Here is a 23,687-nt window from a genome sequence, read left to right on the forward strand (position 1 = left end):
TGTTTTTAATCAAATAAACGCTTTATTGCCATCCCGGATTTTGTACCAGATTGGGATTGATCACCAATGATTTTTCTTTAATGGGCCAGAAGTAATCACGTGGTGCCACAAATTGCTGAGTATACATGGCAGTCAGCTGATAATAAGTATCCACCGTTTTACCGCGAGGATTCCATGCCATCAATGTTTTATTATATTCCTTATCAGCTATTTTCCAGCGTCGCACATCCCAAAAGCGTTGTCCTTCAAACATCAGCTCAATGGCACGTTCACGCTGAATAATCTCGCGTAATCCCAACTGAGTTCTAAACTTATTCGACTTACGTGAATGTTGCTCCCAGGACTCTTTCACTCCTAAAAGCCCTGCACGTGCTCTGATTTTATCCACATAGCTAATTGCCAGTGTACGGGCAGCCTCAGAATCCGAAGCTTCATTAACAGCTTCAGCATAAAGTAAATAAAGATCGGCCAAACGGAACTCCGGCCACGGATATTGTTCTGTATTCCATCCGCTTTCGGTATTCACGAATCCCAGGCTCACTAATTTCTTAGCCCAATACCCTGTTTTAGAATAACCGTAAGCTCCTAAAATACCTTGTGCTTGTCCGGCACGTCCCTTTAGTTGCCAGATATCAGATGAATTTCCAGAAACACAGTTGTTTTGATACCACAAGCATCCGTCAAAACCAATATTTGCATAGTAACGGGGTTCCCGGTCAAAATTGGCACTTACCGTTTCATAATCCGGAATCAAATAAAACTCATTCGCTGTATTATTGGTATTCTTCTTTACCTTCAGACGGTTAGCGTATTCCCATTCTTTATCTTCATCAATAGGTACACCATTTTTTGTATAGTACAATTCCGTAGCGTACATTGTCGGATTTATCTTTTCAGATGCACCGTGCATATTCGACGGATACTTACCCACACGTGACATACAGGACTGCTGTAAACCACCTGTCAGACGACCGGACAGCCCCCAGATCAACTCGTCATTCCACTTTTCTGTCACACACTCACGCAAACTCAACTCACGTTTCAGTTTAGCACTGAATACCAGATTCGTATGTGTTTCATGCAATACAATGTCCGGGCTTATTCCGCCTTCACCCTGCTCACATATTTCAATGGCCTGTTCGCAAGCTTCCTGGGCATCGACCCATTTCTGTACGCTATACTCGCTATTAAATAAATGCTCACCGTCTTTATCCACAAAATCAGCATAATCCGGGTTACCATTAAACAACGGGCTGGCAGCCATTACCAGCAATTTAGCTTTCAGCATCAAAGCTGCCGGGCGAGTAATACGTCCCAGTTCTGTTGCCTGATCATCTATCTTCACAGGTAAATCTGTTTTTGCCTCATCAAGCAAATCAGAGATATAAGAGACTACTTTATCAACCGGGGCACGTTTCAGCCGTACTTCTTCCGGAGTAGCAGAGATTGGCAGATTTTCATCTGCTATCACAATCGGACCATACATACGCAACAGTAAATAATGGTAATAGGCTTTCAGGAACTTCACTTCTGCCAGCCATCTCTTCCTCATCGAAGGAGCAAGATCACCTACATAATCCGTATCAGACACATAAGTCAGAAATGTATTACAATCACGAAGCCCTTCATACAGACTATGAGCCGCACCATTACCTCCATCCCAATAATTAAGATAAGGATCATTCACATTCTGATATCCCAACCCGATACGCCAGGTAGCATAGTCATCGCCACTCTGAATAGGATAGAAAGTAGCTAATTCATCACCACCCATCAAACCAACATTTGCCCGTTCACTATGATACTCCGGAATATAAGAATAGCAGGTAAACAGATACTTCTCGGCTTCATTACGGTTACTGAAAGAGTGTTCAATAGTACCTACATTATCGGGCACAACATCCAGATAATCGCCACAAGCACTCAACATCCACATTCCACTGGCACACAAAGAGATACAAGCCAGGTTTCTTAGTTTATTTTTCAAATTATATTTCATAGCTTTTCGTCTCCTCTATTTAAAAAGTTAATTGGACACCCAGGTTAATAACCCGCTGAATAGGATAACCTAATCCGTTACCTCCCATTTCAATATCCCACATATGGAATCCGCTGAGCACAAACAGGTTATTACCACTACAATAAATACGGGCAGAATTTATATAAGCCTTCTTTGTCAATGTTTCCGGGAAGGTATATCCAACTTCCAACGTCTTCATACGCAGAAAAGCTCCGTTACGCATAAACCAGGTACTCTTTTGAATATTATTCTCCATACGAGTACTGCTCAGACGTGGCCACAAAGCGTAGATATTACGATTGGTTTCTGTCCAGTGATTATCAGCATAAGCCTTTAACAAAGGAATGTCTTTCCACATTGATACATTATCCCAGTTAGTGTCTTCATATACATGTACAAACGGAGAAGTGTTTTTAGCATCCAACCAGAAAGTAGAACGGGCAGATCCCTGGAAGAAAGCCGAAACATCAAAACGTGCACTACCAAAAGAGAAGCCAAAGCCATAAATAATTTCCGGAACTGTCGGGAAACCAATAGGTACCTGGTCAAGTTCAGTAATCTGCCCATCACCATTTACATCACGATATTTAATATCACCGGCCCCATATTCGTCAAATGTCTGCTTCGGAGAGTTAGCCACATCGGCCTCATCGATAAACAGGCGTTCTGCAATATAACCATATTCCTGTTTCAGCGACTGCCCTACGTGGAGTTTATACTTTTCGTTATATTCCGGTTCTTCATATTTCAGGAACTCACTATGAGCATACGTAAAATTACCATGTAATTGTAACCACATCCCCTTCCGGAACACTTTGTTATAATCTACAGATAAATCCAGACCTCTCGCTTTCGCCTCACCCACATTAGCACGTACCTTTGCCGAAAGTCCCATAGTAGAAGGAATAGACTCACGGTCCATCAGGATATTGGTACGATGTTCGGTAAAATAATCCACCTGCACATTCAGACCGTCAAACAACGACAATTCAAGACCATAATTAGACTTATAAGCCTTTTCCCAGGTAATATCCCGGTTATCATAACGCCTTACTGTTACTCCGTTCTTTGTATAATTAAAGTCCGTACCAAAACCATAACTCTTACCACTATCATTTGCATCTACCTCAGACAGATAGAAGAAACGGTCATCTTCGTCACCAATAGCATCATTTCCTACCAAACCATACGTATATTTCAATTTAAACTTAGGGAGCACCTTCTTCAACGGTTCCCAGAATTTTTCATTGGAAATATCATAACCTATACCGATAGCAGGAAAAAAGCCATAGCGCTCGGAACGATAAAAACGTTCGGAACCATTATAACCGAAGTTAAATTCAGCCATATACCGATTATTAAAAGCATAGGTAAAACGACCGGACAATCCCTGATTACGATAGGGCAAAGACTTTTGCAGATTATCTTTTTGTGAGTCGTCTTTAATGTTCGATACTCTTTTTTCACGACGCTGATATACCAGCAAACCGCTTACATCATGGTTCCCAAAAGAACGGTTATAAGACATCGCAGCCTCCATATATACAGTAGACTGTACATCTGTCCAAGAACCGGTAGACTCCAGGTATTCCGTCGGATTTGAATCCTCATTCAATTGCATAATAGAATATGAGCCACCTTTGTCATAAGAACTTACATTATAGAAATAAGGACTCGATGCACGACCTACTTCAAAATAAGCATAACGGGACGTATTGAATAAGCCACGTACATTCAGTCCCTTGGTGATAAATGACAAATCCTGCTTCAATTCAAATTGTGCATCCATTGTCGACTTAGAATAATCCTTATATCCTTTGGTCAATTCCGCATAAGGATTCGTATATTCCACATTATTATTATACAGTGCGTTACCATACAGCACATGTTTTGCAGAAGGAAGATCGGAAGTAGGATAATAGGCCGGGAACAATACCGGATTGGAAACCATAATCTTCTTATACATCGTATCTCCTCCATCAAGCGGTCCGGTATAATCATCAAATGTACCTGCCAACCGGACAATTGCTTCGGTCGTTTTCGTCAGATTAATATTTACATTCGATCTCAGCTGGTAAGTGCTCAGATCAATGTTATTTTTATAACCGGCATACTTATCATTCTTCAGATTACCATTATCTTTCGAAAAAGTGGCAGCAATATAATAACGAGCCACTTTACCACCACCGCTCACACTCAGGTTAGCACGCTGGTTTGCTACCAACGGATTGGTCATCAGTTTGCGCCAGTCATTAGCCGGATACAGATACGGATTCTTACCGGCTATTGTATTGGCTATTTTCTCACGTGAATATGCCAAAGGAGCCAACGGATTGCGTGTTGTTACCGCCTCATTCGCCATTTGCATATAAGTGATCGGATCTGCCAGCTCTATATTCGATGTATTGGAAGAGAAGGAATTCTCTACACGCAGACTGACCTTAGCCGGCCCCTCCTTACCTTCTTTTGTCTGTACCTGAATGACGCCATTGGCACCACGTGCACCATATAACGCCGTAGCCGTAGCATCTTTCAGGATAGAGAAGGCAGCTATATCATCCGGTTGCAAACGTGCCAGTTCAGTAGAAGTAGTTTCAATACCATCAATCAAAATCAACGGATCTTTCTTATAGCCGAAAGTTGTCACACCACGGATAAAAAAGTCAGCATTGTCCTGCCCCGGTTCACCACTGCGCTGATAAGCTATCAAACCGGACATACGCCCCGCCAATGCAGTAGTAAGGTTACTGGAAGGTACCTTTAAAGCCGCAGGTTTTACCGTCTGGATAGAACTAACCATACTCTCTTTTTTCTGCGTACCAAATGCTACCACCACTACTTCATCAATACTGACAGCATCTTCTTTCATTTCCACATCAATACGTTTCTGATTTCTCACTACAATTTCCTGAGTCTGCATTCCTAAGAAAGAAAATACCAATGTAGATCCGGCTGGCACATTAGACAGTGTATATTCACCATCCAGGTCAGTAGTTACTCCGTTGGTCGTACCCTTTACTACTACGGTTACAGCAGGTAGCGGTTCACCCAATTCATCTTTAACTACCCCCTTTACCACTCTGTTATCGAGTACTTCCGCATAACCCGATACACTACAGGAAAACAGCAACAAGGCCAAAATGAACTTAAATACTTTCCGGAAAGAAAGTTTCTCAAACATGTGTTTTTCCATACATAATTATTTTAAATCATCACTTAATTTCATTACAAGATTATACACTCATAAGAATAATGTTTATCATATGCAAAGGAAGCTTAAAAAAGGACAGTAATCAATAGACAAAAACATCATGGATATGGAGAATCTTACCCAAAGGAAAAGTCAGTCAGACTCTCCCCCTTGCAGCATGAATTTATCCTTCGGAGATTTTGTACAAAAGTCATTAAAACAAGGAATAAACAAATATTTTGCACGAATATCACTTGTTTTAATAACAAGAACTTTTAGAGTTCTGCTACAACCAGAAGAAAAACTGCATAAAGAGTCGCAATAACATGCAGCAAAAACTGCATATTATCACTTTATCCGGATATAAATGCATTTATTCCGGCACATTAATTACAATTTCATTACTTCAAACACTCCGAGACTCTACGAGGAACGATGCGAATGTCGTAGAGAAACGATAAGAGTGTCGTAGAGAAACATCTGAATCTCTACCGGACGACCTGTTTTTCCGCTGGTTGCCCCCCGAAACAGAGCTATCCAAAAATAGAATAATGAGCGAAATAGATAATATTTGGAAGCAAACTGCATAGTAAATACAAAACAAGGGTACAAAATAAATCCAATCAGCATCAAACCCTAACAATCCGAAAAATCCAACTCCCAAATAAAGACAATTCCGGACACCTTTGCCACCGTTCTCCACAAACAAGCAAATTCTCGAAGCTCAGGAATATCACTTTGACAGTCTGACATTTTGATACATACACCACATTTATATTACGTCGGTTCATTGGCACATCCGTGATGAATCAAATCCATGTCGGTCAACTAAAATCTTAGGAGGAGTCAGTCACTATTACAACTATTTTTTGGTAAGTTTGGAATAAATATCTTATCGCCTTATTACAAAAGTTTTGGGAGAAGTGACCGATTTTGAGATAATGAGTTGACAACCGCTCTTATTACTACATTTTACCTTGGCTTGCTTTCAAAGTAACTCGAAAATAAAGAAATGCATTTCCTTTATTTATATATACAGCATAATTCTGCACAAAACATCTAAATTAATTGGGAGAAAGTATATTTAGACTAAAAATTTTTGAATACCAGCCTCCTTCATTATCTTTGTAACTTCTGATAATATACAATTATCAGAAGTTAAAAACGGTGATTATGGATAAGAAAACATTAACTGAAGAAGATATAAAGTTGCGTTTCATTACTCCGTCTATTACAAATGCCGGATGGACAAACAAGTTGATACGTATGGAATATTATTTTACCGATGGTAGAGTAATATTTCAAGGGAATGTTCATGCCCGCCAAAAAGGGAAAAAAGCCGACTATTTATTACATAGTTCGCCCAATCACCCCATAGCCATTGTTGAGGCAAAAGACAACACTAAGCCGTTAGGTGGAGGTATGCAGCAAGCTATGGAATATGCACAAATCCTTGATATTCCATTCGCCTATAGTTCTAATGGCGACGGTTTCTTAGAACATGACTTTCTTACTGGCAAAGAGCGAGAACTGACACTAGAAGATTTTCCATCACCTGAAAGCCTTTACAAACGTCTTGTTGAATTCAAAGGTTTCACCCCCAAAGAATTAATTACTATCTCGCAGCCTTTCTATTCAAGTCCATATACTTATGAGCCACGATATTATCAGCGTATCGCCATCAATCGTACAGTTGAAGCTATAGCAAAAGGACAAAATCGAGTACTGATTGTCATGGCAACCGGTACAGGTAAAACCATCACTGCCTTCCAAATCATTCATCGGTTACGTACTTCTGGTCTGAAGAAAAAAATACTATATTTGGCAGACAGAAATATTCTTATAGACCAAACTATGGTACAAGACTTTAAGCCATTTAAAAAAGTGATGACTAAGATGCAAAATGCTAAAATAGATTCGGCTTTTGAAGTTTACATGGCTTTGTACCATCAATTGATATCAAATGACGAGAATAAAGAAGATCCATTTAAGCAAGTACAATCTTCATTCTTCGATCTTATCATTGTGGACGAGTGTCACCGAGGCAGTGCAAAAGACGATTCTGCGTGGCGAAAAGTACTGGAATACTTCTCTTCCGCAACCCAAATTGGACTTACAGCAACTCCAAAGGCCGAAGATGGAGCGAATAATCTGGACTATTTTGGCGAACCTATATACATCTACTCATTATTACAAGGCATTCAAGATGGATTCCTTGCCCCTTATCGAGTTACCAACAGCTATATCAATATAGATATGCAAGGATATATGCCTGAAAAGGACGAAATGGACTTGCATAATCGATTAATAGAACAAAAATTCTATCAACGCAAAGATATTGGTAGAAATATCGCATTTGTAAAACGCCGGGAAGTCGTAGCGTATCGTATTACCAAAATGTTAAAACAAATCGGGCGCATGACAAAAACTATTGTTTTCTGTTCGGATATAGATGAAGCAGAAGTCATGCGTTCTTTGTTAGTGACAATGAATGCCGATCTTTGTCACAAGGATTCCCGTTATGTGATGCGTATAACAGGGGATGATAATGTGGGTAAAAAACAGTTGGATAACTTTATTGACGTTGACCAGCCTTACCCTACAATAGTTACCACTTCCGAATTGTTGGCAACAGGTGTAGACTGTAAAACCTGTGGTCTGATAGTTCTTGATAAAGAAATTGGTAGTATGACAGAGTTCAAACAGATTATTGGCCGTGGAACCAGATTACGTACAGATAAAGGTAAATGGCACTTAGAAATACTTGATTTTCGCAATGCCACAGCTAAATTCAAGGATCCGGCTTTTGATGGTGACCCTGAACCGCCCGTTACTCACCCAAAGCCTTATTCACCAGTGAGCACTCCTCCCAAAGTTGTACATGAACCACCTGTAGAATACAAAAAGGTTGAGAAATATTTAGTCAATGGTGAGGAAATCTGTATATCAACAGAAATCGTCTCCTTTTTAGGAGAAGACGGTAAAACCATGCGGACTGAAAGCATTACTGATTTCACGAAGAAACAAATACGCAAACGATATGCAACTCTTCATGATTTTATAAAGAATTGGACAGAAACGGAACGTAAAAAGGCTATAGTAGAAGAACTACAAGATTACCATGTATTGGTAGATGCCGTCCGTGCGAAGAATCCGGCATTAGCCGAAGCTGATATCTTCGATATAATTTGTCATATAGCTTATGATCAAACTCCATTAACAAGACGAGAACGTGCTAATAACGTGAAGAAGCGCAATTATTTTGCCAAATACGAAGGTAAAGCCCGTAAGGTACTGGAAGCTTTGCTCGAAAAATATGCAAACAATGGTATTCTTGATATTGAAGATGAAGATATCTTGGATAATGCTCCTTTCAACAAAATTGGTACACCGCCAAAGATAGTCAAACTATTTGGTGGCTTGTCTAATTTTGAAAAGGCTCTAAAAGAACTGGAAACAGAAATTTATAACGTAGCATAAAATAAAAATAAATATGGCTGTAAATAATATAGTAAAACGTCTACAGAATATCATGCGCCAAGATGCGGGTATCAATGGTGATGCTCAACGGATAGAACAAATGGTATGGATGTTTTTCTTAAAAGTATATGACACTCAAGAAGAAACATGGGAGTACAAGGCAAAGAAAGAGAAGCAAACATTTGAGTCCATAATACCCGATAAATTAAGATGGAGGAACTGGGCGGTTGATGAGAAAGACGGAAACGCCTTGACAGGAGAATCTTTACTGTTTTTCATTAACAACGAATTATTCCCAACATTAAAAGGATTGGATATTACACACGAAACGCCACGCTCAAAAGCTATTGTAAAAGAAGTTTTTGAAGACCTGAATCAATACATGAAAAATGGCGTACTGCTTCGCCAAGTTATAAACATCATCAATGAAATAGAATTTGATGATGCTGAAGACCGCCACATGTTTGGTGATATCTATGAAGGGATTTTGAAAGATTTGCAATCTGCCGGAAATGCCGGAGAGTTTTATACTCCACGGGCACTGACCGATTTCATCATTCAACAACTTAATCCACAATTGGGAGAAATTGTTGGAGACTTCACATCTGGTACAGGTGGCTTCCTTACTTCTGCACTCAATTATTTAGCTCCGCAGATACAGACTACAAATGATGGGCGTTTGTTTCAGCAATCCATTTTGGGACAAGAATGGAAACCATTACCTTATCTGCTTTCTATTACCAACCTGCTACTCCACAACATTGAAGCTCCTAACATACGGCATTGTGATTCTTTGGGTATAAAAATGTCAGACTTTAAAGAGTGTGACAAAGTAAATGTCATAGCCATGAATCCTCCTTACGGAGGTAGTACAGATATTGCAGCTAAGAGTAATTTTCCAATGGAGTTCCGAAGTAGCGAAACCTCCGACCTTTTTATGGTTTTGATTATGTATCGCCTAAAAGCGGATGGCCGTGCGGCTGTCATTGTACCTGATGGTTTCCTTTTTGGAGTAGATGGTGCTAAGCTTGCCATTAAGGCCAAAATGCTACGGGATTTTAATCTGCATACCATCATCCGTTTACCGGGAAGCATTTTTTCACCTTATACTTCCATCGCAACCAATGTGTTGTTCTTCAATAATGAAAAAGCAGAGGACAGTACTGACAACTACAAGACTAAAGAAACATGGTTCTATCGAATGGATATGCCGGAAGGATATAAACACTTCTCTAAAACTAAGCCAATGAGATTAGAGCATTGTCAACCTATCATGAAATGGTGGAACGATAGGAAAGAGATAATCACTGAAGACGGAAACGAAAAATCACGCTGTTTTACAGTGGAGGAGTTAATGGCATTGGATTGTAATTTCGATCAATGTAAGTTTCCGAAAGAAGAGGAAGAAATTCTTCCTCCAGCAGAATTGCTTGCTGACTATTTCAAAAAGCGTGCAGCTCTTGACCATGAGATAGACAAGACATTGTCCGAAATACAGAAGATTTTGGGTATAGAAATTAAGTTAGACTGATTTAGTACATGTTGAGTATCAATTTAATGGATAAATTATGAAAGATTTGACAGTCTCCGATATCGAGCGCCAGAATGTGCTGAACAATCGTTTTGCAGTTGATAGGATACAAAAACACCTTGATATAACGGGAATGCTATTTGATGGAGAGTATCGATTTACAAAAAAAATGGTTGCCGATTTCTATGAAGTAGATACGTCTACCATAGACCGTTATCTTTCGTTGAATAGTGATGAGCTAAAACATAATGGATATGTTTTATGTAAGGGTAAGTCACTGAAAGAGTTTAAATTGCACTTTGCTCACCTTATAAAAGAGGCGAGCAAAACCACTCAACTCGGTTTGTTCAGTTTCCGGGCATTTTTAAACATCGGCATGTTGTTAACGGAAAGTGAAAAAGCAAAAGCTGTACGTAGTATGATTTTAGATTTGGTAATAGCTACCATCAATGAAAAGACAGGTGGGGGAACAAAATTCATCAATCGTAGGGATGTACATTACATACCTGCTGCAATCACTGAAGAAAACTATCGCAAAAATCTTACTTCTGCAATCAATCAATGCGTAAACGGGCATCAAACCTATAAGTATGCACAAGTTACAGACCTTATTTACAAAGCAGTGTTCAAAGAGAACGCAAAAGAATATCGTGAAGTACTCAATTTAAATGCCAAGGACAATGTGCGCCATACGCTTTATGCAGAAGTATTACTTGTAATATCCTCTTTTGAAAATGGTGTGGGAGCTGTCATTCAGGAACAGTATAAGGCAAAACATAACGTTAAATTAACCATGGAAGAAGTCGAAGATATTGTCAATGAACTTGCTGAGCATCCTATGCAAAAGCCATATTTAAATGATGCACGAACAAAGATGGCTTCAAGAGATTATAGTTTCCGTGATGCTTATCATGGGAATATTGCTAATTATCTGAAAGCTGTAACACCCGAAGAGTTCGAACGTTTTATAGGCGACCAATCTATTGATTTTGACCACATTTTGGAAGAAAATAAAGATGTGCTTAAACGGTTAAAACAAGCAGAGGATGAGTGATGAAATAAAATACATCAATTATGATGAAACGTTGAATATTTATCATCGCATGATAGATGCCAGTGATGGTGGTTTTGAGGGTGTGCGTGATGAAGGTGGCATCCTTGCCACCTTTGATTTCATGCAAAATGATTTGTATTATCCATCTTTTGCGGATAAATTGTCGTACCTTGTTTTCAAGTTCTGCTCCGGTCATTATTTCAACGATGGGAACAAGCGCATTGCTCTTACTCTTGGAGCTTATTTCTTACATAAAAATGCCTATTACTGGCAGGCGTGTGTTTTCATGCGACAATTAGAGTCTATTGTTTATCACGTTGCTGCTTCCAATATAGATCAGGAATTATTGTTACGTATCGTGAATTGCTTCATGAACGGGCAAGATTATGATGAAGAATTGAAGATAGATATTGCTAATGCCATGAGTAAAGGAGAACTTGGAATAAAAGAAGAGGATTACGAATTATGAATGGGAAACAATTAAAAAACAGCATACTCCAATGGGCAATACAAGGCAAACTTGTACCTCAAGACCCAAATGACGAGCCAGCTTTCTTTCTGCTTGAAAAGATTCGAGCAGAAAAAGAACGTCTTGTGAAAGAGAAAAAAATCAAAAAAGATAAAAACGAATCTATTATCTTTCGTGGTGACGACAATTCCTATTATGAGAAGTTTCTTGCCACGGGGGAGGTAAAGTGTATTGATGAGGAGATTCCGTTTGAGATTCCGAAGGGGTGGGAATGGTGTAGATTGCGTGATGTTATAATGGGTACTAATGCTGGCAAAAGTCCTAACTGTGAAAAACGCCCAAAAAGAGGAGAAGAATGGGGTGTTCTAACCACCACTGCAATACAAGAGAATGATTTTTTGCCCAACGAAAACAAGGTGTTACCTCCAAACTACAGTGTTAATTCAGAACATAGTGTAAAATATGGAGATATACTTATTACAAGAGCAGGACCTGTAAATCGAACAGGAATTGTATGTTTGGTTGACAAAGAATGCGATAATCTTATTTTATCAGATAAAACTGTACGAATAGATTATTTTCGCAATTATTGTAATCCTACATTCATTGTTCTTGTGCTCAATAGTCCTGCTATTCATGAGCTTCTTATGAGCGTGACAGTTGGGATGGCTGCTTCGCAGGTGAATGTATCGCAAGGTAATATTCAAAACACACTCATCCCTTTTCCTGGTATAAAGGAGCAAAATCGTATAGCGGTAAAAATAACAAATCTTTTGCCAATTATCGAAAGATACAATTCTGAACAAGAACAGTTAGAAGAACTAAACGCTCAATTACCCAGCTCTCTAAAAAAATCCCTTCTCCAAGAAGCCATACAAGGTAAGCTTGTGCCACAGATAGAGTCGGAAGGAACTGCTGGTGAGTTGCTTTCTACGATACGCAAAGAGAAAGAAAATCTTGTAAAGCAGGGTAAACTGAAAAAGTCCTCTTTGTCTGATTCCTTCATCTTCAAAGGTGACGATAACAAGTATTATGAGCAGATAGGTTCTGAAGTTGCTGATATAACAGATGATATTCCTTTTGAAATACCTATTAATTGGACTTGGGTTAGATTAAAAGACCTTTGTACGATTAATACTGGAGTAACTTTCAAAAAGGAAGAAATAAGTTCCGACAACAAAGGAATACGTGTGCTTCGTGGTGGTAATATTCAGCGATTTCAACTGTGTATTAAGCCTGACGATTTGTTTATACCTGAAGAAAAGGTCAAAAAAAGTATATTACTGAAACAGAATGATATTGTCACACCAGCAGTTACAAGTTTGGAAAATATAGGTAAAATGGCTCGGATTGAAATGGATATGTGCAACACGACTGTCGGTGGTTTTGTTTTCATCATTCGCCCATTCGGAGCATCTGTTTACTTTTCAAAATATCTTCTTACTTTTATGAGTTCTCCAACTGCTATTGAGTATATGAAGTCTATAACCAATAAGTCGGGACAGGCCTTTTACAATATTGGAAAAGAACGATTAATGAATGCGTTAGTGCCAGTTCCACCGTTGGCTGAACAAGGGCGAATAGACCGCCAAATTACAGACGTTTTTAGTAGGATTAAGGCGTAATTACGTCTTAATCCTACTGTTAATCTCACTAATTTTATTTGCTATTCTTATTTGTTCCTTATAAGGAGGAATGCCTATAAGCAGTGAGTTAAATATCTCTTTATTAAGATGAGGGATAGCTGCGCCACGCTTTGATTTGCGTAGTAAATCCTTGTAAAACAGTATAAAATTCAAAACATACGGTAAATACATAGCTGAGTTTATCCAAAGTTGCTTGAATGTACTTCCCATATATCCATCACAAGGAACAGCAAATACTTCACCGGAATTCTCTCCGTCTACAAGAATAATATTGTCTCCTTTATGAACCAATTTTCCTTTGTTAAGATACTCTCCAGAAGATTTTCCTCTTAGAAATTTAACATCTAAGCAAATATACTTATCTTCTCGTTTTTCTCCATCGGTTAACTGGCAAATATCCCTAAGTTTAAGGATTGCCCATGATTCTGGGAATGTGTAATCTGTATCTAATTCACTGGTAGTATTTCCTATCTGCTCATAATACTTGCTAATTGCTTAATCTTTGAGATAATTCGGCTTTGCTCCATCAGAGGCGGAATAGGGACTAGATAATTTTTTACTGTAGCAGTTGCAAGCTCTTTTTGTTTTGTACTACCATCCGATTTCTCTTCAATTACAGATTGTACCGTATTACTTGTAAAATAGTAATAAAGGTATTGAGGCAGAACAAACTTTTTCATTACTCGTATAACAGTAACGTGGCTATCAGCAACAGCCAATTCATAAGGATTCAATGTTTGCCAATAAATAGCTATTCGCCCTAATGTTCCCAATCCGGTAGAGTTCCACATTAAATCTCCGTTCTGCAAAATTCGTTCTTCACCATACGATGATAAAGTATCTGGATCTATGAATTGAGCTTTATCTATTGAAAAACCACTCCATTGATTACACTTTTGTGCTACAACAGGGTATTTCTTTATCAGAGAGTACTTAGGAGACTTACCTCTTTGGATGTAAGAGCATATATCATTAAGTCTTACCCAACTCCAACTATCAGGAATTTCAAATGGAATCTCGCCAGTAATATCCATTTTTGTATTTTCATTCTTCTCGAAGTACTTGTTATCGTCACCTTTGAAGATGAAGGAATCAGACAAAGAGGACTTTTTCAGTTTACCCTGCTTTACAAGATTTTCTTTCTCTTTGCGTATCGTAGAAAGCAACTCACCAGCAGTTCCTTCCGACTCTATCTGTGGCACAAGCTTACCTTGTATGGCTTCTTGGAGAAGGGATTTTTTTAGAGAGCTGGGTAATTGAGCGTTTAGTTCTTCTAACTGTTCTTGTTCAGAATTGTATCTTTCGATAATTGGCAAAAGATTTGTTATTTTTACCGCTATACGATTTTGCTCCTTTATACCAGGAAAAGGGATGAGTGTGTTTTGAATATTACCTTGCGATACATTCACCTGCGAAGCAGCCATCCCAACTGTCACGCTCATAAGAAGCTCATGAATAGCAGGACTATTGAGCACAAGAACAATGAATGTAGGATTACAATAATTGCGAAAATAATCTATTCGTACAGTTTTATCTGATAAAATAAGATTATCGCATTCTTTGTCAACCAAACATACAATTCCTGTTCGATTTACAGGTCCTGCTCTTGTAATAAGTATATCTCCATATTTTACACTATGTTCTGAATTAACACTGTAGTTTGGAGGTAACACCTTGTTTTCGTTGGGCAAAAAATCATTCTCTTGTATTGCAGTGGTGGTTAGAACACCCCATTCTTCTCCTCTTTTTGGGCGTTTTTCACAGTTAGGACTTTTGCCAGCATTAGTACCCATTATAACATCACGCAATCTACACCATTCCCACCCCTTCGGAATCTCAAACGGAATCTCCTCATCAATACACTTTACCTCCCCCGTGGCAAGAAACTTCTCATAATAGGAACTAATACTACTTAAATGAACTATATTATTAGTGACAACATATTGTTTCACTAATATAAATAGCTATGATAGAAAAGTTTGAAACCTATCTTAAACAAGGAAACATGGCAGAGAATACCATATCGGCATATCGATATGCAGTAAACGATTTCTATTCTCACCATAAGGACTTGAACAAAAAAAATCTATTAGTTTACAAAACTTATTTGATTGAAACATTTAAACCTAAAACCGTAAATCTACGTATTCAGGCTCTAAACAAGTATTTGGAATTTGTGAATAAACCACGTTTACGGTTGAAATCTATTAAAGTTCAACAACGCTCTTATTTAGAAAATGTAATCAGTAATGCTGACTACATTTTTCTCAAAAACAAACTACGAAAAGAAAACAACCAAGAATGGTATTTCGTAGTTCGTTTCCTTGCTGCAACAGGTGCAAGAGTCAGCGAATTAGTTCAGATAAAAATAGAACATATAGACATAGGTTACTTTGATATTTATACCAAAGGTGGAAAGATACGCCGGCTTTTCATTCCGAAGAAACTGAGAGAAGAGACAAATACGTGGCTTGTATCTACCAATAGAGAAAGCGGTTATCTGTTTTTGAATCGCTTCGGAGAACGAATCACTACCAGAGGAATCTCCCAGCAACTTAAAAACTTTGCCCAAAAATATAGAATGAATTCTAAAGTCATTTATCCCCATTCTTTTCGGCATCGCTTTGCCAAAAACTTCTTGGAAAAATTCAACGATATCTCATTGTTGGCAGACCTTATGGGGCATGAGAGCATAGAAACTACAAGAATATATTTACGTCGTACTGCATTGGAACAACAAGAAATCGTAGATAAAGTTATTACTTGGTAAATATCAAGAGATAGAAATCATCAATTATGAATTGATTTCTATCTCTTACACTATCTAATTGATAAACAGATTATATCGGAATGGGAACAGGCAAGGCATAAATAGCTATTACACAAGCAATTATAAAGATTAATGAAGTTGAATCGGGAAAATAACAGGGACATTGGTTGTTCCTTATAGACAACCACTTCTTAATACCTTAGTAATATAAATAACAGAGCATAAATCTTATAGTATCTTTTTTGATAAATGCACTAATTACTAAGAAATTAAAAGTACAATAACCGTTCGGTTGATTGAGCACAATGGAAATAAATTTAGTTCATTAAAATTATCAACGAATTAAACCTTAATAAGCAAATCCAAGTAGAACAGCGCAAACGGCACGGGCTATGTTAAGCCTCATACTTGGATGGATAACGATCTGAAAACCTTACTACTTCCTAAATCCACTTTTCTTTGCGTTTTACCTTTTTGTTCATTGACCTCGTCCGGGCACTGCAAACGCTTTATTAATAAGCCATTCAATGCCATTTTCCCCTTTTTATTCGTTTATTCCAGAGATTTTTTTGTAACTTTGGGTGCTGAGAGCATAAGCCGCTTCATTCAGATTTATAAAATCCAATACCTGACAAGACATGCCACGAATTAAAGAAGGATTCAAAGGAGAACGTGCTATTGTATTGCCGGATTTCCTGATCGAAGAGCTAAAACGAGACCCCTTGGGCCGGGAACTCCATATCACTGATATTGGTTATTACCCGCATGCCAGTTTTCATTATCGCGAGCGAAATGCCGAAGAAGTGAACGAGTTTGTTCTCATCTACTGCGTAGAAGGAGAAGGCTGGTTTGAGTTGGATCATCAACGATACAAAATCACCTCTAATCAATTCTTTATTCTTCCCAAACACCAGGCTCACGCTTATGGTAGTAATGCCACCAATCCATGGACAATTTATTGGATACATTTTGATGGGGATAAAGCAGCATTCTTTAGTGCAGGTTTTGACCGTCCACGTAATATTACTCCCGAAGCACACTCCCGTATCAAAGAACGACTGACACTTTTTGAAGAAATTTATTCTTCCATCAGTTCCGGATACAACAAGAATTATATGTTGTACGCCACCACCAGCCTGTTTCATTTTCTGGGTTCCATGAAATTTATCGGAGAGTACCGCGACTGTGGTTCTATGAACAACTCACGTAAAGACGTAGTACAGCTTGCCATTCATTATATGAAAGAAAACCTGAATAAGAAAATCCGTCTTACGGATATTGCCCGCGAAGTGAAGCTGTCTGCCTCTTACTTTTCGAACCTGTTTGAAGAAAAAACCGGATCTTCACCTCTGCGATACCTGAATTACCTTAGAATACAGGAGGCATGCCATTATCTGGACTTCACTGATATGAAAATCAGTCAGATAAGTCCGTTAGTAGGTTACGAAGATTCTCTTTATTTTTCCAGGTTATTTACCAAAACAATGGGGATTCCACCTTCAGAGTACAAAGCTAAGAAAAAGGGATAGTTATGAATACACTTCCCGGTCATCTATATCAAATTTATATATAGTTCGCTGATTATACGCTCGTCCCGAGGGCAACAAACAAGAGGGAAAATGAGAGTGTGAAGGTGTATCGGGAAAAAACTGAGTTTCCAGGCATACCGCTGTATCGGGAAGTTTATAATAACCTGCCGTGTAGAGCAGTACTCCGGGTAAATCAGTTGTTACAGTCAAACGCCGTTTAGATATGGGTTCGCAGAGACAGGCAGCTTGCAGCATATCGCAGGAAGGATGTTCCTTTAATACATAACAATGATTATATCCTCTATTATTGTGTAATTGCCGGTTATCAGCATAGAGTTCCTGCCCAATCTGTTTACAATGTGTAAAATCAAAAGGAGTATTTGTCACTGGTATTATTTTACCTGTAGGAATAAACGCAGGTGTTGTATCCAGTATTCTCCCGGCAGGAATAGTCAAAAGATGCGAAGTAACCTTCTCCCTTGTACCACTAAGATTAAAATAAGCATGATTTGTCATATTCAGATAAGTAGTCTTATCCGCCTTTCCGAAATAGCTAACCGTCAGCTCATTGTACTCATCCCAGCAATAATCCACCACCACATCAAGGTTTCCGGGATAACCGCCTTCACCATCAGGTGAAGTGAGTATAAAACGAACTCCATTGGGTAATTCCTCCCACTGCCACAGTTTCTGATCGAATCCGGTGGTCCCTCCGTGATTGGTATTACACCCATCATTTGTTTCCAGCTGATAAGTAATATCATCTATAACAAATGAAGCATTTGCTATCCGGTTGGCAAAACGTCCTATCGTAGCCCCCATATAATAAGTATCAGACAAATACTCTTCCAGCGTATCATAACCTACTATCACATTGGTCAGATGTCCGTTAGTATCAGGTACTGCTGCTGTTATCCATCTGGCCCCCCAATTCGTAAACTCAACATAAGCTCCGGCCCCATTGACCACTTTAAATAAAAAAACAGGTTCACCCGTCGCCGTATAAGCTGCTATTTCATGCGTTACTTTCATAAACAAAATATTAAAAAAAGAAGAGAGAAGGAAAGAGAGGGGAGAAGGATCTGCGCTGTTACTGTACAGTCTCATCCCTCTCTGAGGAAGTATCTTTCTGAAAGGAGAAGTATATTAACACAGCGCAGATCCTTCTCCCCTCTCCATTCTCCATTCTCCCTTCTAAATAAGGCCTCTATGACTCTGCCCTCCCTGGTGGTTAATGTCCAGTTCTATGACTTTGTCCAGAAATTTAATTGCTTTGGATGTTTCATTCAATCCTAAATAACCCAATCCCATCACATAATTACAATGAATACGATTACGCTTGTTCAAATCATCTTCCCAGATAGCCAGATCCGGCAACGAAACAGCAAAGTAATCTATGCGACACGTATCAAAGAGGTGTTTTTCACCATGCTTAATCAACTTATTAAAACAACTACGCGCTTTATCTTCATCACCTAATGCTCTCCATGCCAATCCCTGATAGAATATTTTATCCGGCTGCTGATCATTATAATAAAAAGCCTGTTGTGGTTCCGGGGAGCCAATCGTTGCTTTCTCAAAACAAGCTTTGGAGTTCTCCTCATCACCCAGCCCGCGGTAGGCTTCACCTTTATAATACCAGATATCATTTTCCTCTGCATTTGCTAGCTTACCTTCTCCCAGATTATAAGGATAGTTTTCAGTCTCTTTCAGCAGGGCCAATGCATCTGCATAACGTTGTTCACGCAAAGCTATTCTGGCAAGTTCTACCCGGCAAAGTACATATTGTCCCGTAATTTTTCCTTCTCCTCCTTCCCAAGGATGGAATTTACGACTTTCTATCAATGCTTTAGCCTCAGCATAACGTCCCAGTTGATTGTAAAGAGTGATACGCTCAATAGATAAATCATCCCTTTCTTCTGTTTCAGGCAAATGAGCCTCCAAAAATGCAAGACGCTGTTCGTGCGAGTATCCCAAACGTTTATATAACTGGTCCAGTTCCATCAGAATGCGCGAATCGTGTTCATCCAACTGAAATGCCTTTTCCAAAGCATCCAGTGCTTTTGCTTTATCATTCTGCTTATTATAATAGGCCAATGACAGATTACGCCACACTGTAGGAAAGTCCGGAGCAATAGCAACAGAAGTCTCCCAGCAACTAATGGCGTTCTCATACTGCCGGGCAGCATACCAGAAGTTTCCTAAACTATAAGCTGCCTTAGCTCCCTGACTATTCAAAGCCAATGCATTTTGCAAAATCACTACTTCCTCGATACGGTTCGGGAAGCAATAAGAATGATCGTCTTGTTCTGCTTTCCGATAGCAATCCAATGCTTTATTGTTATCTCCCTGGCAAGCATAGAAATAGCCAAGAGCATAGTGAATCATAGGATATACCTTGCCGGCTCCAGCAACATAACTTTGTAAAAACAAGATGGCTTCTTCATACAAGCCTGCCCCCGCAAAGTCAAGCGCATATTCAATATAAGCATGTTCCCACTGTCGCATCAGTTCCTTCATTTCCATCAGTGAGTTCTCGTCTTTAGTCAACAGATAATACTCAAAACGGCATCCCATATTGAAACGGTCTATCTTCAAAGACTCCTCTATCAGGCTTAAAGCCTCCTCTTTACAGTTCAGCTTACGCAGAATCGAAGCTTTCAGCTGACGTGCTTTATGATTATGCCAGTTACGGATAAGAGAACGGTCTACTTTATCCAAAGCACTCTCATATTTACCCTTTGCCGTATCTATTTGTGCAAGTCCATAATAGGCAGCATCCTGCCAGGCGGCATTCCATGCCGATTTGAAGAATGCATCATAAGCTTCATCCGCTTTACCCTGCATCTTACAACTCCACCCTAAGTTATAGGATGGTTCTCCATCATACGGATTCGGATTACGTTCTGTCAAAGTAGCTACAGCCGTACGGAAATATCCTTCAGCTGCGGCAAACTGCCCTTTACGCATTAACAGCAAACCAATAGCGTTATTGCAACGCACATTACCCGGTTCACGACGTAAAGCTTCCTGATAGTAGTCCATTGGATTATAAGTAGCATGGCGATATTGTTCCAAATGAAGTCCGGTCAGGAACAACTGTTCGATAGAAGCAATATCTTTAGGATCTTTCGCTGCTTTGGCAGGGTCGGGCATCGGTTTTATTTCCGGTTTATCAGCCTGATAAGTAAGCATTACTTTCCCCTCGCAATCTCTGATTTCTATCCGGATATCTTCTTCCTTTAACCCAGTTGCCGGGAAAGTAACAGTAAACGGATCTGCCGGAGAAATCTGAATTATCTTATCCAGCAATATCTTACCTTGAATATCCTTTGCCAACAGATGTACATCTTTATTCACTCCTGTGGTATAAAGTATGAGATGAGCGTTATCCTCTTTTAGCTCTACATTCAACAGAACATCTTTGGTAGCATTCTTCACATAGCCCACTTCACTGTAAGGCATGAAATACTGTACCCACGATTTTTCTTCATAAGGTTGCAACCATGAGAAGTCCGGCTGATTATCCGTATACATACCTGTCATCAGTTCAATATAAGGTCCGTCCTCATCAGTCAGGTTCCTGTCCCAAGCCTTCCCAAAATCTCCATTACCCCAGGTCCATTGTTTCTTACCCGGAGATACATGATGATCGGCTACATGCAATAAACCACCCTGAACATCGGCCTCATAACCACCCACAAAATCATATTTCGACTGAATGGCCATATAAGAAGTAGGAACGGGAATATTCTTGTATTTTGAAATGTCCACTCCCGCTGAATAGTCTTGCTTATAATAAACTCCGGTAGCTATAGGAAAGGACGACACATCGCGCTTACCATGATCAAACACCGCATTTACATCGGGTGGAAATACCGAATGATAGTGGTCATTCACCACCACAGCCGGGTTAGCCCACCACAAGAATGTCTGGGGGAAAGCTGTACGATTGTAAATCTTCACATTGATTTCAATATACGCTTTACCCGGATAGAGGGTAAAGCCCTGCATCCCTTTGGTACGGAACATGCGTTCCACTTCATTACACCAGATTGTCTTACTACCGTCCGCATTCTCTTCTATAGAAAAATCAGTAGGAAGGAAAGTGGAGGGGCGATGGTGCTGAGGCCAGTTAAATTCAATTCCACCCGAAATCCATGGACCGGTAAGCCCTACCAAAGCAGGTTTCACCACCTGATTGTAATACACAAAATGGCGTTGTTTCACTTTATCATAAGCCATGTGTATGCGTCCACCCAGTTCCGGCAATATCATAACCTTGATATACTCATTCTCTATAAAAAGAGCATGATACTTCTTATCAACTTTATTATCGGATATTTTTTCTACTACAGGATAAGGGTATACAGAACCACTACTACCTTGATACACTCGCTTCTCCAAGAAAATGGGATTCTTCTCTTCCTTCCCTATTTCATAGGTAGGAAGCAAAATGTCTTCTTCCCAGGCACGTACCTCACTGGTATGTACCGTACTTTGAATTAAATATTGGGTTATTTTTTCCATTTTATATAACAACTATTTTATTAATTCTTTTTCTAATTCTTCCAGACTCTTACCTTTGGTCTCAGGCAGGCAGAACACAACAAAAATACCCCCGGCAAGACAGATGATGCCATAAAGCCAGAAGGTTCCGGCAGCTCCCAATCCGCTATTCAGTACCGGGAAAGTATATGTAAGAATAAAACAAGCCCCCCACAGAGCAAAAGTGCAGACTGACATAGCTACCCCCCGAACCCGGTTGGGGAAAATTTCAGAAATAATCACCCACATCGTTGTTGCCAGTGTCATCGCATAACATGCAATAGCCATCACTACAATAACGAGCAGTACAATACCGGTAATATGAAAATAATAGGCTGCACCCATAAAAGCATAAATCACAGTCAAACCGAATGAGCCTATCAGGGTAAGTGCCTTACGCCCCCAACGATCCACCACAAACATAGCCAGAATTGTAAATATCACATTAGTGATTCCGGTCACCACAATATTCATCAACACGTCCGAAACGCCATATCCGGCGGCCATGAATATCTCCTGTGCATAGTTGAATATCACATTAATACCGCACCACTGCTGCAAAACAGCCATCACGACACCAATAATCAGCACTTTGCGCATTGCCGGACGCAACAATTGCTTAAAACCTCCTTGTTGTTCGCTATCCGAAGAAGCCATAGCAATCGCTTCCAGTTCCTGACGAGCGTAATCACGCCCACCCATACGGCTGAAGACTTTAAAAGCAGCCTCTTTGTGGCCGGAAGATGCGAGCCAACGAGGGCTCTCAGGAAGTATAAAACTAAAAATAAAAAACAATGCCGCAGGAACTGTCATAGCCCAGAACATCCAACGCCAACCCATTTGCCCATTCCATGACTCACGTATCATCTCATAAGTCGCTCCTATAGCCACCGGTTCTGCAATCTGCCAATTTACTATCTGAGAAGCAAGAATGCCTAATACAACCGTCAACTGATTAATGGAAACAAAACGTCCGCGCAAATGAGCCGGAGCAATCTCAGCAATATACATAGGTGACAAGCTGGAAGCTATACCAATAGCAAACCCACCTATCAATCTGAAAATATTGAAAAAAGTAAAGGAGTGGGCAGCACCTGTACCAATAGCCGTACAGATAAAAAGTCCTGCTGCCAATGTAAGAATAGGCTTCCTTCCAAAACGGTCACTCATCTTTCCGGCACTCAGTGCACCCACCAGGCAACCTATCAGTGCACTACTCATTGCCCAGCCCTGTAAGACCGGACTATCCGCAATTTGAAAATATTGTTCGTAGAAAGGTTTGGCTCCCCCTATCACTACCCAGTCATAACCGAAAAGGAAACCTCCCATAGCCGATATTAAAGCTATCAGGAACAGATAAAGATTTGATTGTGTTTTCATTAGGATCATACAAATATTAATCATTAATTTGATGACCGCAAAGTAACCGGGATTTAGCCTATAAAGAAAT

The 23,687-nt window shown here is 39.5% G+C and carries 14 protein-coding genes; 7 read left to right on the plus strand and 7 right to left on the minus strand.

Annotated features, from left to right (window positions below):
- Nucleotides 1-22: 22 nt before the first annotated feature.
- Both K8P02_RS17185 and K8P02_RS17190 read right to left on the minus strand, forming a co-directional pair.
- Nucleotides 23-1,999, minus strand: coding sequence for a RagB/SusD family nutrient uptake outer membrane protein (locus tag K8P02_RS17185; RefSeq protein ID WP_002558264.1), 1,977 nt, complete (start codon nt 1,997-1,999; stop codon nt 23-25).
- Nucleotides 2,000-2,018: 19 nt separating this feature from the next.
- A complete protein-coding gene (locus K8P02_RS17190) occupies nt 2,019-5,213 on the minus strand; it encodes a SusC/RagA family TonB-linked outer membrane protein (RefSeq protein ID WP_025867066.1) in 3,195 nt (1,064 codons plus the stop codon).
- A gap of 1,170 nt (nt 5,214-6,383) precedes the next feature.
- Between K8P02_RS17190 and hsdR the strand changes: the two genes are divergently transcribed.
- The 5 genes from hsdR to K8P02_RS17215 are packed head-to-tail and all read left to right on the plus strand — an operon-like array spanning nt 6,384 to nt 13,369.
- A complete protein-coding gene (gene hsdR / locus K8P02_RS17195) occupies nt 6,384-8,690 on the plus strand; it encodes an EcoAI/FtnUII family type I restriction enzme subunit R (protein WP_025867068.1) in 2,307 nt (768 codons plus the stop codon).
- Between the two features lie 13 nt (nt 8,691-8,703).
- Complete coding sequence (locus K8P02_RS17200; RefSeq protein ID WP_002558267.1) at nt 8,704-10,221, plus strand: class I SAM-dependent DNA methyltransferase; 1,518 nt, start codon at nt 8,704-8,706, stop codon at nt 10,219-10,221.
- A gap of 37 nt (nt 10,222-10,258) precedes the next feature.
- A complete protein-coding gene (locus K8P02_RS17205; RefSeq protein ID WP_002558268.1) occupies nt 10,259-11,275 on the plus strand; it encodes a hypothetical protein in 1,017 nt (338 codons plus the stop codon).
- Complete coding sequence (locus K8P02_RS17210; RefSeq protein ID WP_002558269.1) at nt 11,268-11,744, plus strand: Fic family protein; 477 nt, start codon at nt 11,268-11,270, stop codon at nt 11,742-11,744. The genes K8P02_RS17205 and K8P02_RS17210 overlap by 8 nt, the downstream gene beginning before the upstream one ends.
- Nucleotides 11,741-13,369, plus strand: coding sequence for a restriction endonuclease subunit S (locus K8P02_RS17215; RefSeq protein WP_223381563.1), 1,629 nt, complete (start codon nt 11,741-11,743; stop codon nt 13,367-13,369). The genes K8P02_RS17210 and K8P02_RS17215 overlap by 4 nt, the downstream gene beginning before the upstream one ends.
- Here the strand turns inward: K8P02_RS17215 and K8P02_RS17220 are convergent, their stop codons facing one another.
- Nucleotides 13,370-13,882: a restriction endonuclease subunit S gene (locus tag K8P02_RS17220; RefSeq protein WP_317197246.1), complete on the minus strand. Its 513-nt coding sequence runs from the start codon at nt 13,880-13,882 to the stop codon at nt 13,370-13,372.
- On the minus strand, nt 13,858-15,342 hold the full coding sequence (locus tag K8P02_RS17225; protein ID WP_007487582.1) for a restriction endonuclease subunit S: 1,485 nt from the start codon (nt 15,340-15,342) through the stop codon (nt 13,858-13,860). Before K8P02_RS17225 ends, K8P02_RS17220 begins: the two co-directional genes overlap by 25 nt.
- 14 nt (nt 15,343-15,356) lie before the next feature.
- On the opposite strand from K8P02_RS17225, the gene K8P02_RS17230 reads away from it, so the two are divergent.
- The gene (locus K8P02_RS17230) at nt 15,357-16,160 is read left to right on the plus strand and encodes a tyrosine-type recombinase/integrase (RefSeq protein WP_002558273.1); all 804 of its coding nucleotides are present in this window, start codon (nt 15,357-15,359) and stop codon (nt 16,158-16,160) included.
- Nucleotides 16,161-16,798: 638 nt separating this feature from the next.
- Nucleotides 16,799-17,689 (plus strand): AraC family transcriptional regulator, encoded by an 891-nt coding sequence (locus tag K8P02_RS17235; RefSeq protein ID WP_002558275.1) that lies wholly within the window; start codon nt 16,799-16,801, stop codon nt 17,687-17,689.
- Here K8P02_RS17235 and K8P02_RS17240 read toward each other — a convergent pair whose 3' ends face one another.
- From K8P02_RS17240 to K8P02_RS17250, 3 genes are all read right to left on the minus strand, one after another.
- Nucleotides 17,690-18,721, minus strand: coding sequence for an aldose epimerase family protein (locus K8P02_RS17240; protein ID WP_025867505.1), 1,032 nt, complete (start codon nt 18,719-18,721; stop codon nt 17,690-17,692). It abuts the gene before it with no gap.
- A gap of 162 nt (nt 18,722-18,883) precedes the next feature.
- Nucleotides 18,884-22,219: a tetratricopeptide repeat protein gene (locus tag K8P02_RS17245; RefSeq protein ID WP_223381565.1), complete on the minus strand. Its 3,336-nt coding sequence runs from the start codon at nt 22,217-22,219 to the stop codon at nt 18,884-18,886.
- 12 nt (nt 22,220-22,231) lie between these two features.
- The gene (locus K8P02_RS17250) at nt 22,232-23,626 is read right to left on the minus strand and encodes a sugar porter family MFS transporter (RefSeq protein WP_002558278.1); all 1,395 of its coding nucleotides are present in this window, start codon (nt 23,624-23,626) and stop codon (nt 22,232-22,234) included.
- Nucleotides 23,627-23,687 lie beyond the last annotated feature (61 nt).

The organism is Bacteroides nordii (assembly GCF_019930665.1).
GTDB lineage: Bacteria > Bacteroidota > Bacteroidia > Bacteroidales > Bacteroidaceae > Bacteroides > Bacteroides nordii.

Bases quoted from the DNA above. Each gene is read 5' to 3' on its own strand.
- K8P02_RS17185 (WP_002558264.1), bottom strand. From the start codon at position 1,999: ATGAAATATAATTTGAAAAATAAACTAAGAAACCTGGCTTGTATCTCT.
- K8P02_RS17190 (WP_025867066.1), bottom strand. From the start codon at position 5,213: ATGGAAAAACACATGTTTGAGAAACTTTCTTTCCGGAAAGTATTTAAG.
- hsdR (WP_025867068.1), top strand. From the start codon at position 6,384: ATGGATAAGAAAACATTAACTGAAGAAGATATAAAGTTGCGTTTCATT.
- K8P02_RS17200 (WP_002558267.1), top strand. From the start codon at position 8,704: ATGGCTGTAAATAATATAGTAAAACGTCTACAGAATATCATGCGCCAA.
- K8P02_RS17205 (WP_002558268.1), top strand. From the start codon at position 10,259: ATGAAAGATTTGACAGTCTCCGATATCGAGCGCCAGAATGTGCTGAAC.
- K8P02_RS17210 (WP_002558269.1), top strand. From the start codon at position 11,268: ATGAGTGATGAAATAAAATACATCAATTATGATGAAACGTTGAATATT.
- K8P02_RS17215 (WP_223381563.1), top strand. From the start codon at position 11,741: ATGAATGGGAAACAATTAAAAAACAGCATACTCCAATGGGCAATACAA.
- K8P02_RS17230 (WP_002558273.1), top strand. From the start codon at position 15,357: ATGATAGAAAAGTTTGAAACCTATCTTAAACAAGGAAACATGGCAGAG.
- K8P02_RS17235 (WP_002558275.1), top strand. From the start codon at position 16,799: ATGCCACGAATTAAAGAAGGATTCAAAGGAGAACGTGCTATTGTATTG.
- K8P02_RS17240 (WP_025867505.1), bottom strand. From the start codon at position 18,721: ATGAAAGTAACGCATGAAATAGCAGCTTATACGGCGACGGGTGAACCT.
- K8P02_RS17245 (WP_223381565.1), bottom strand. From the start codon at position 22,219: ATGGAAAAAATAACCCAATATTTAATTCAAAGTACGGTACATACCAGT.
- K8P02_RS17250 (WP_002558278.1), bottom strand. From the start codon at position 23,626: ATGATCCTAATGAAAACACAATCAAATCTTTATCTGTTCCTGATAGCT.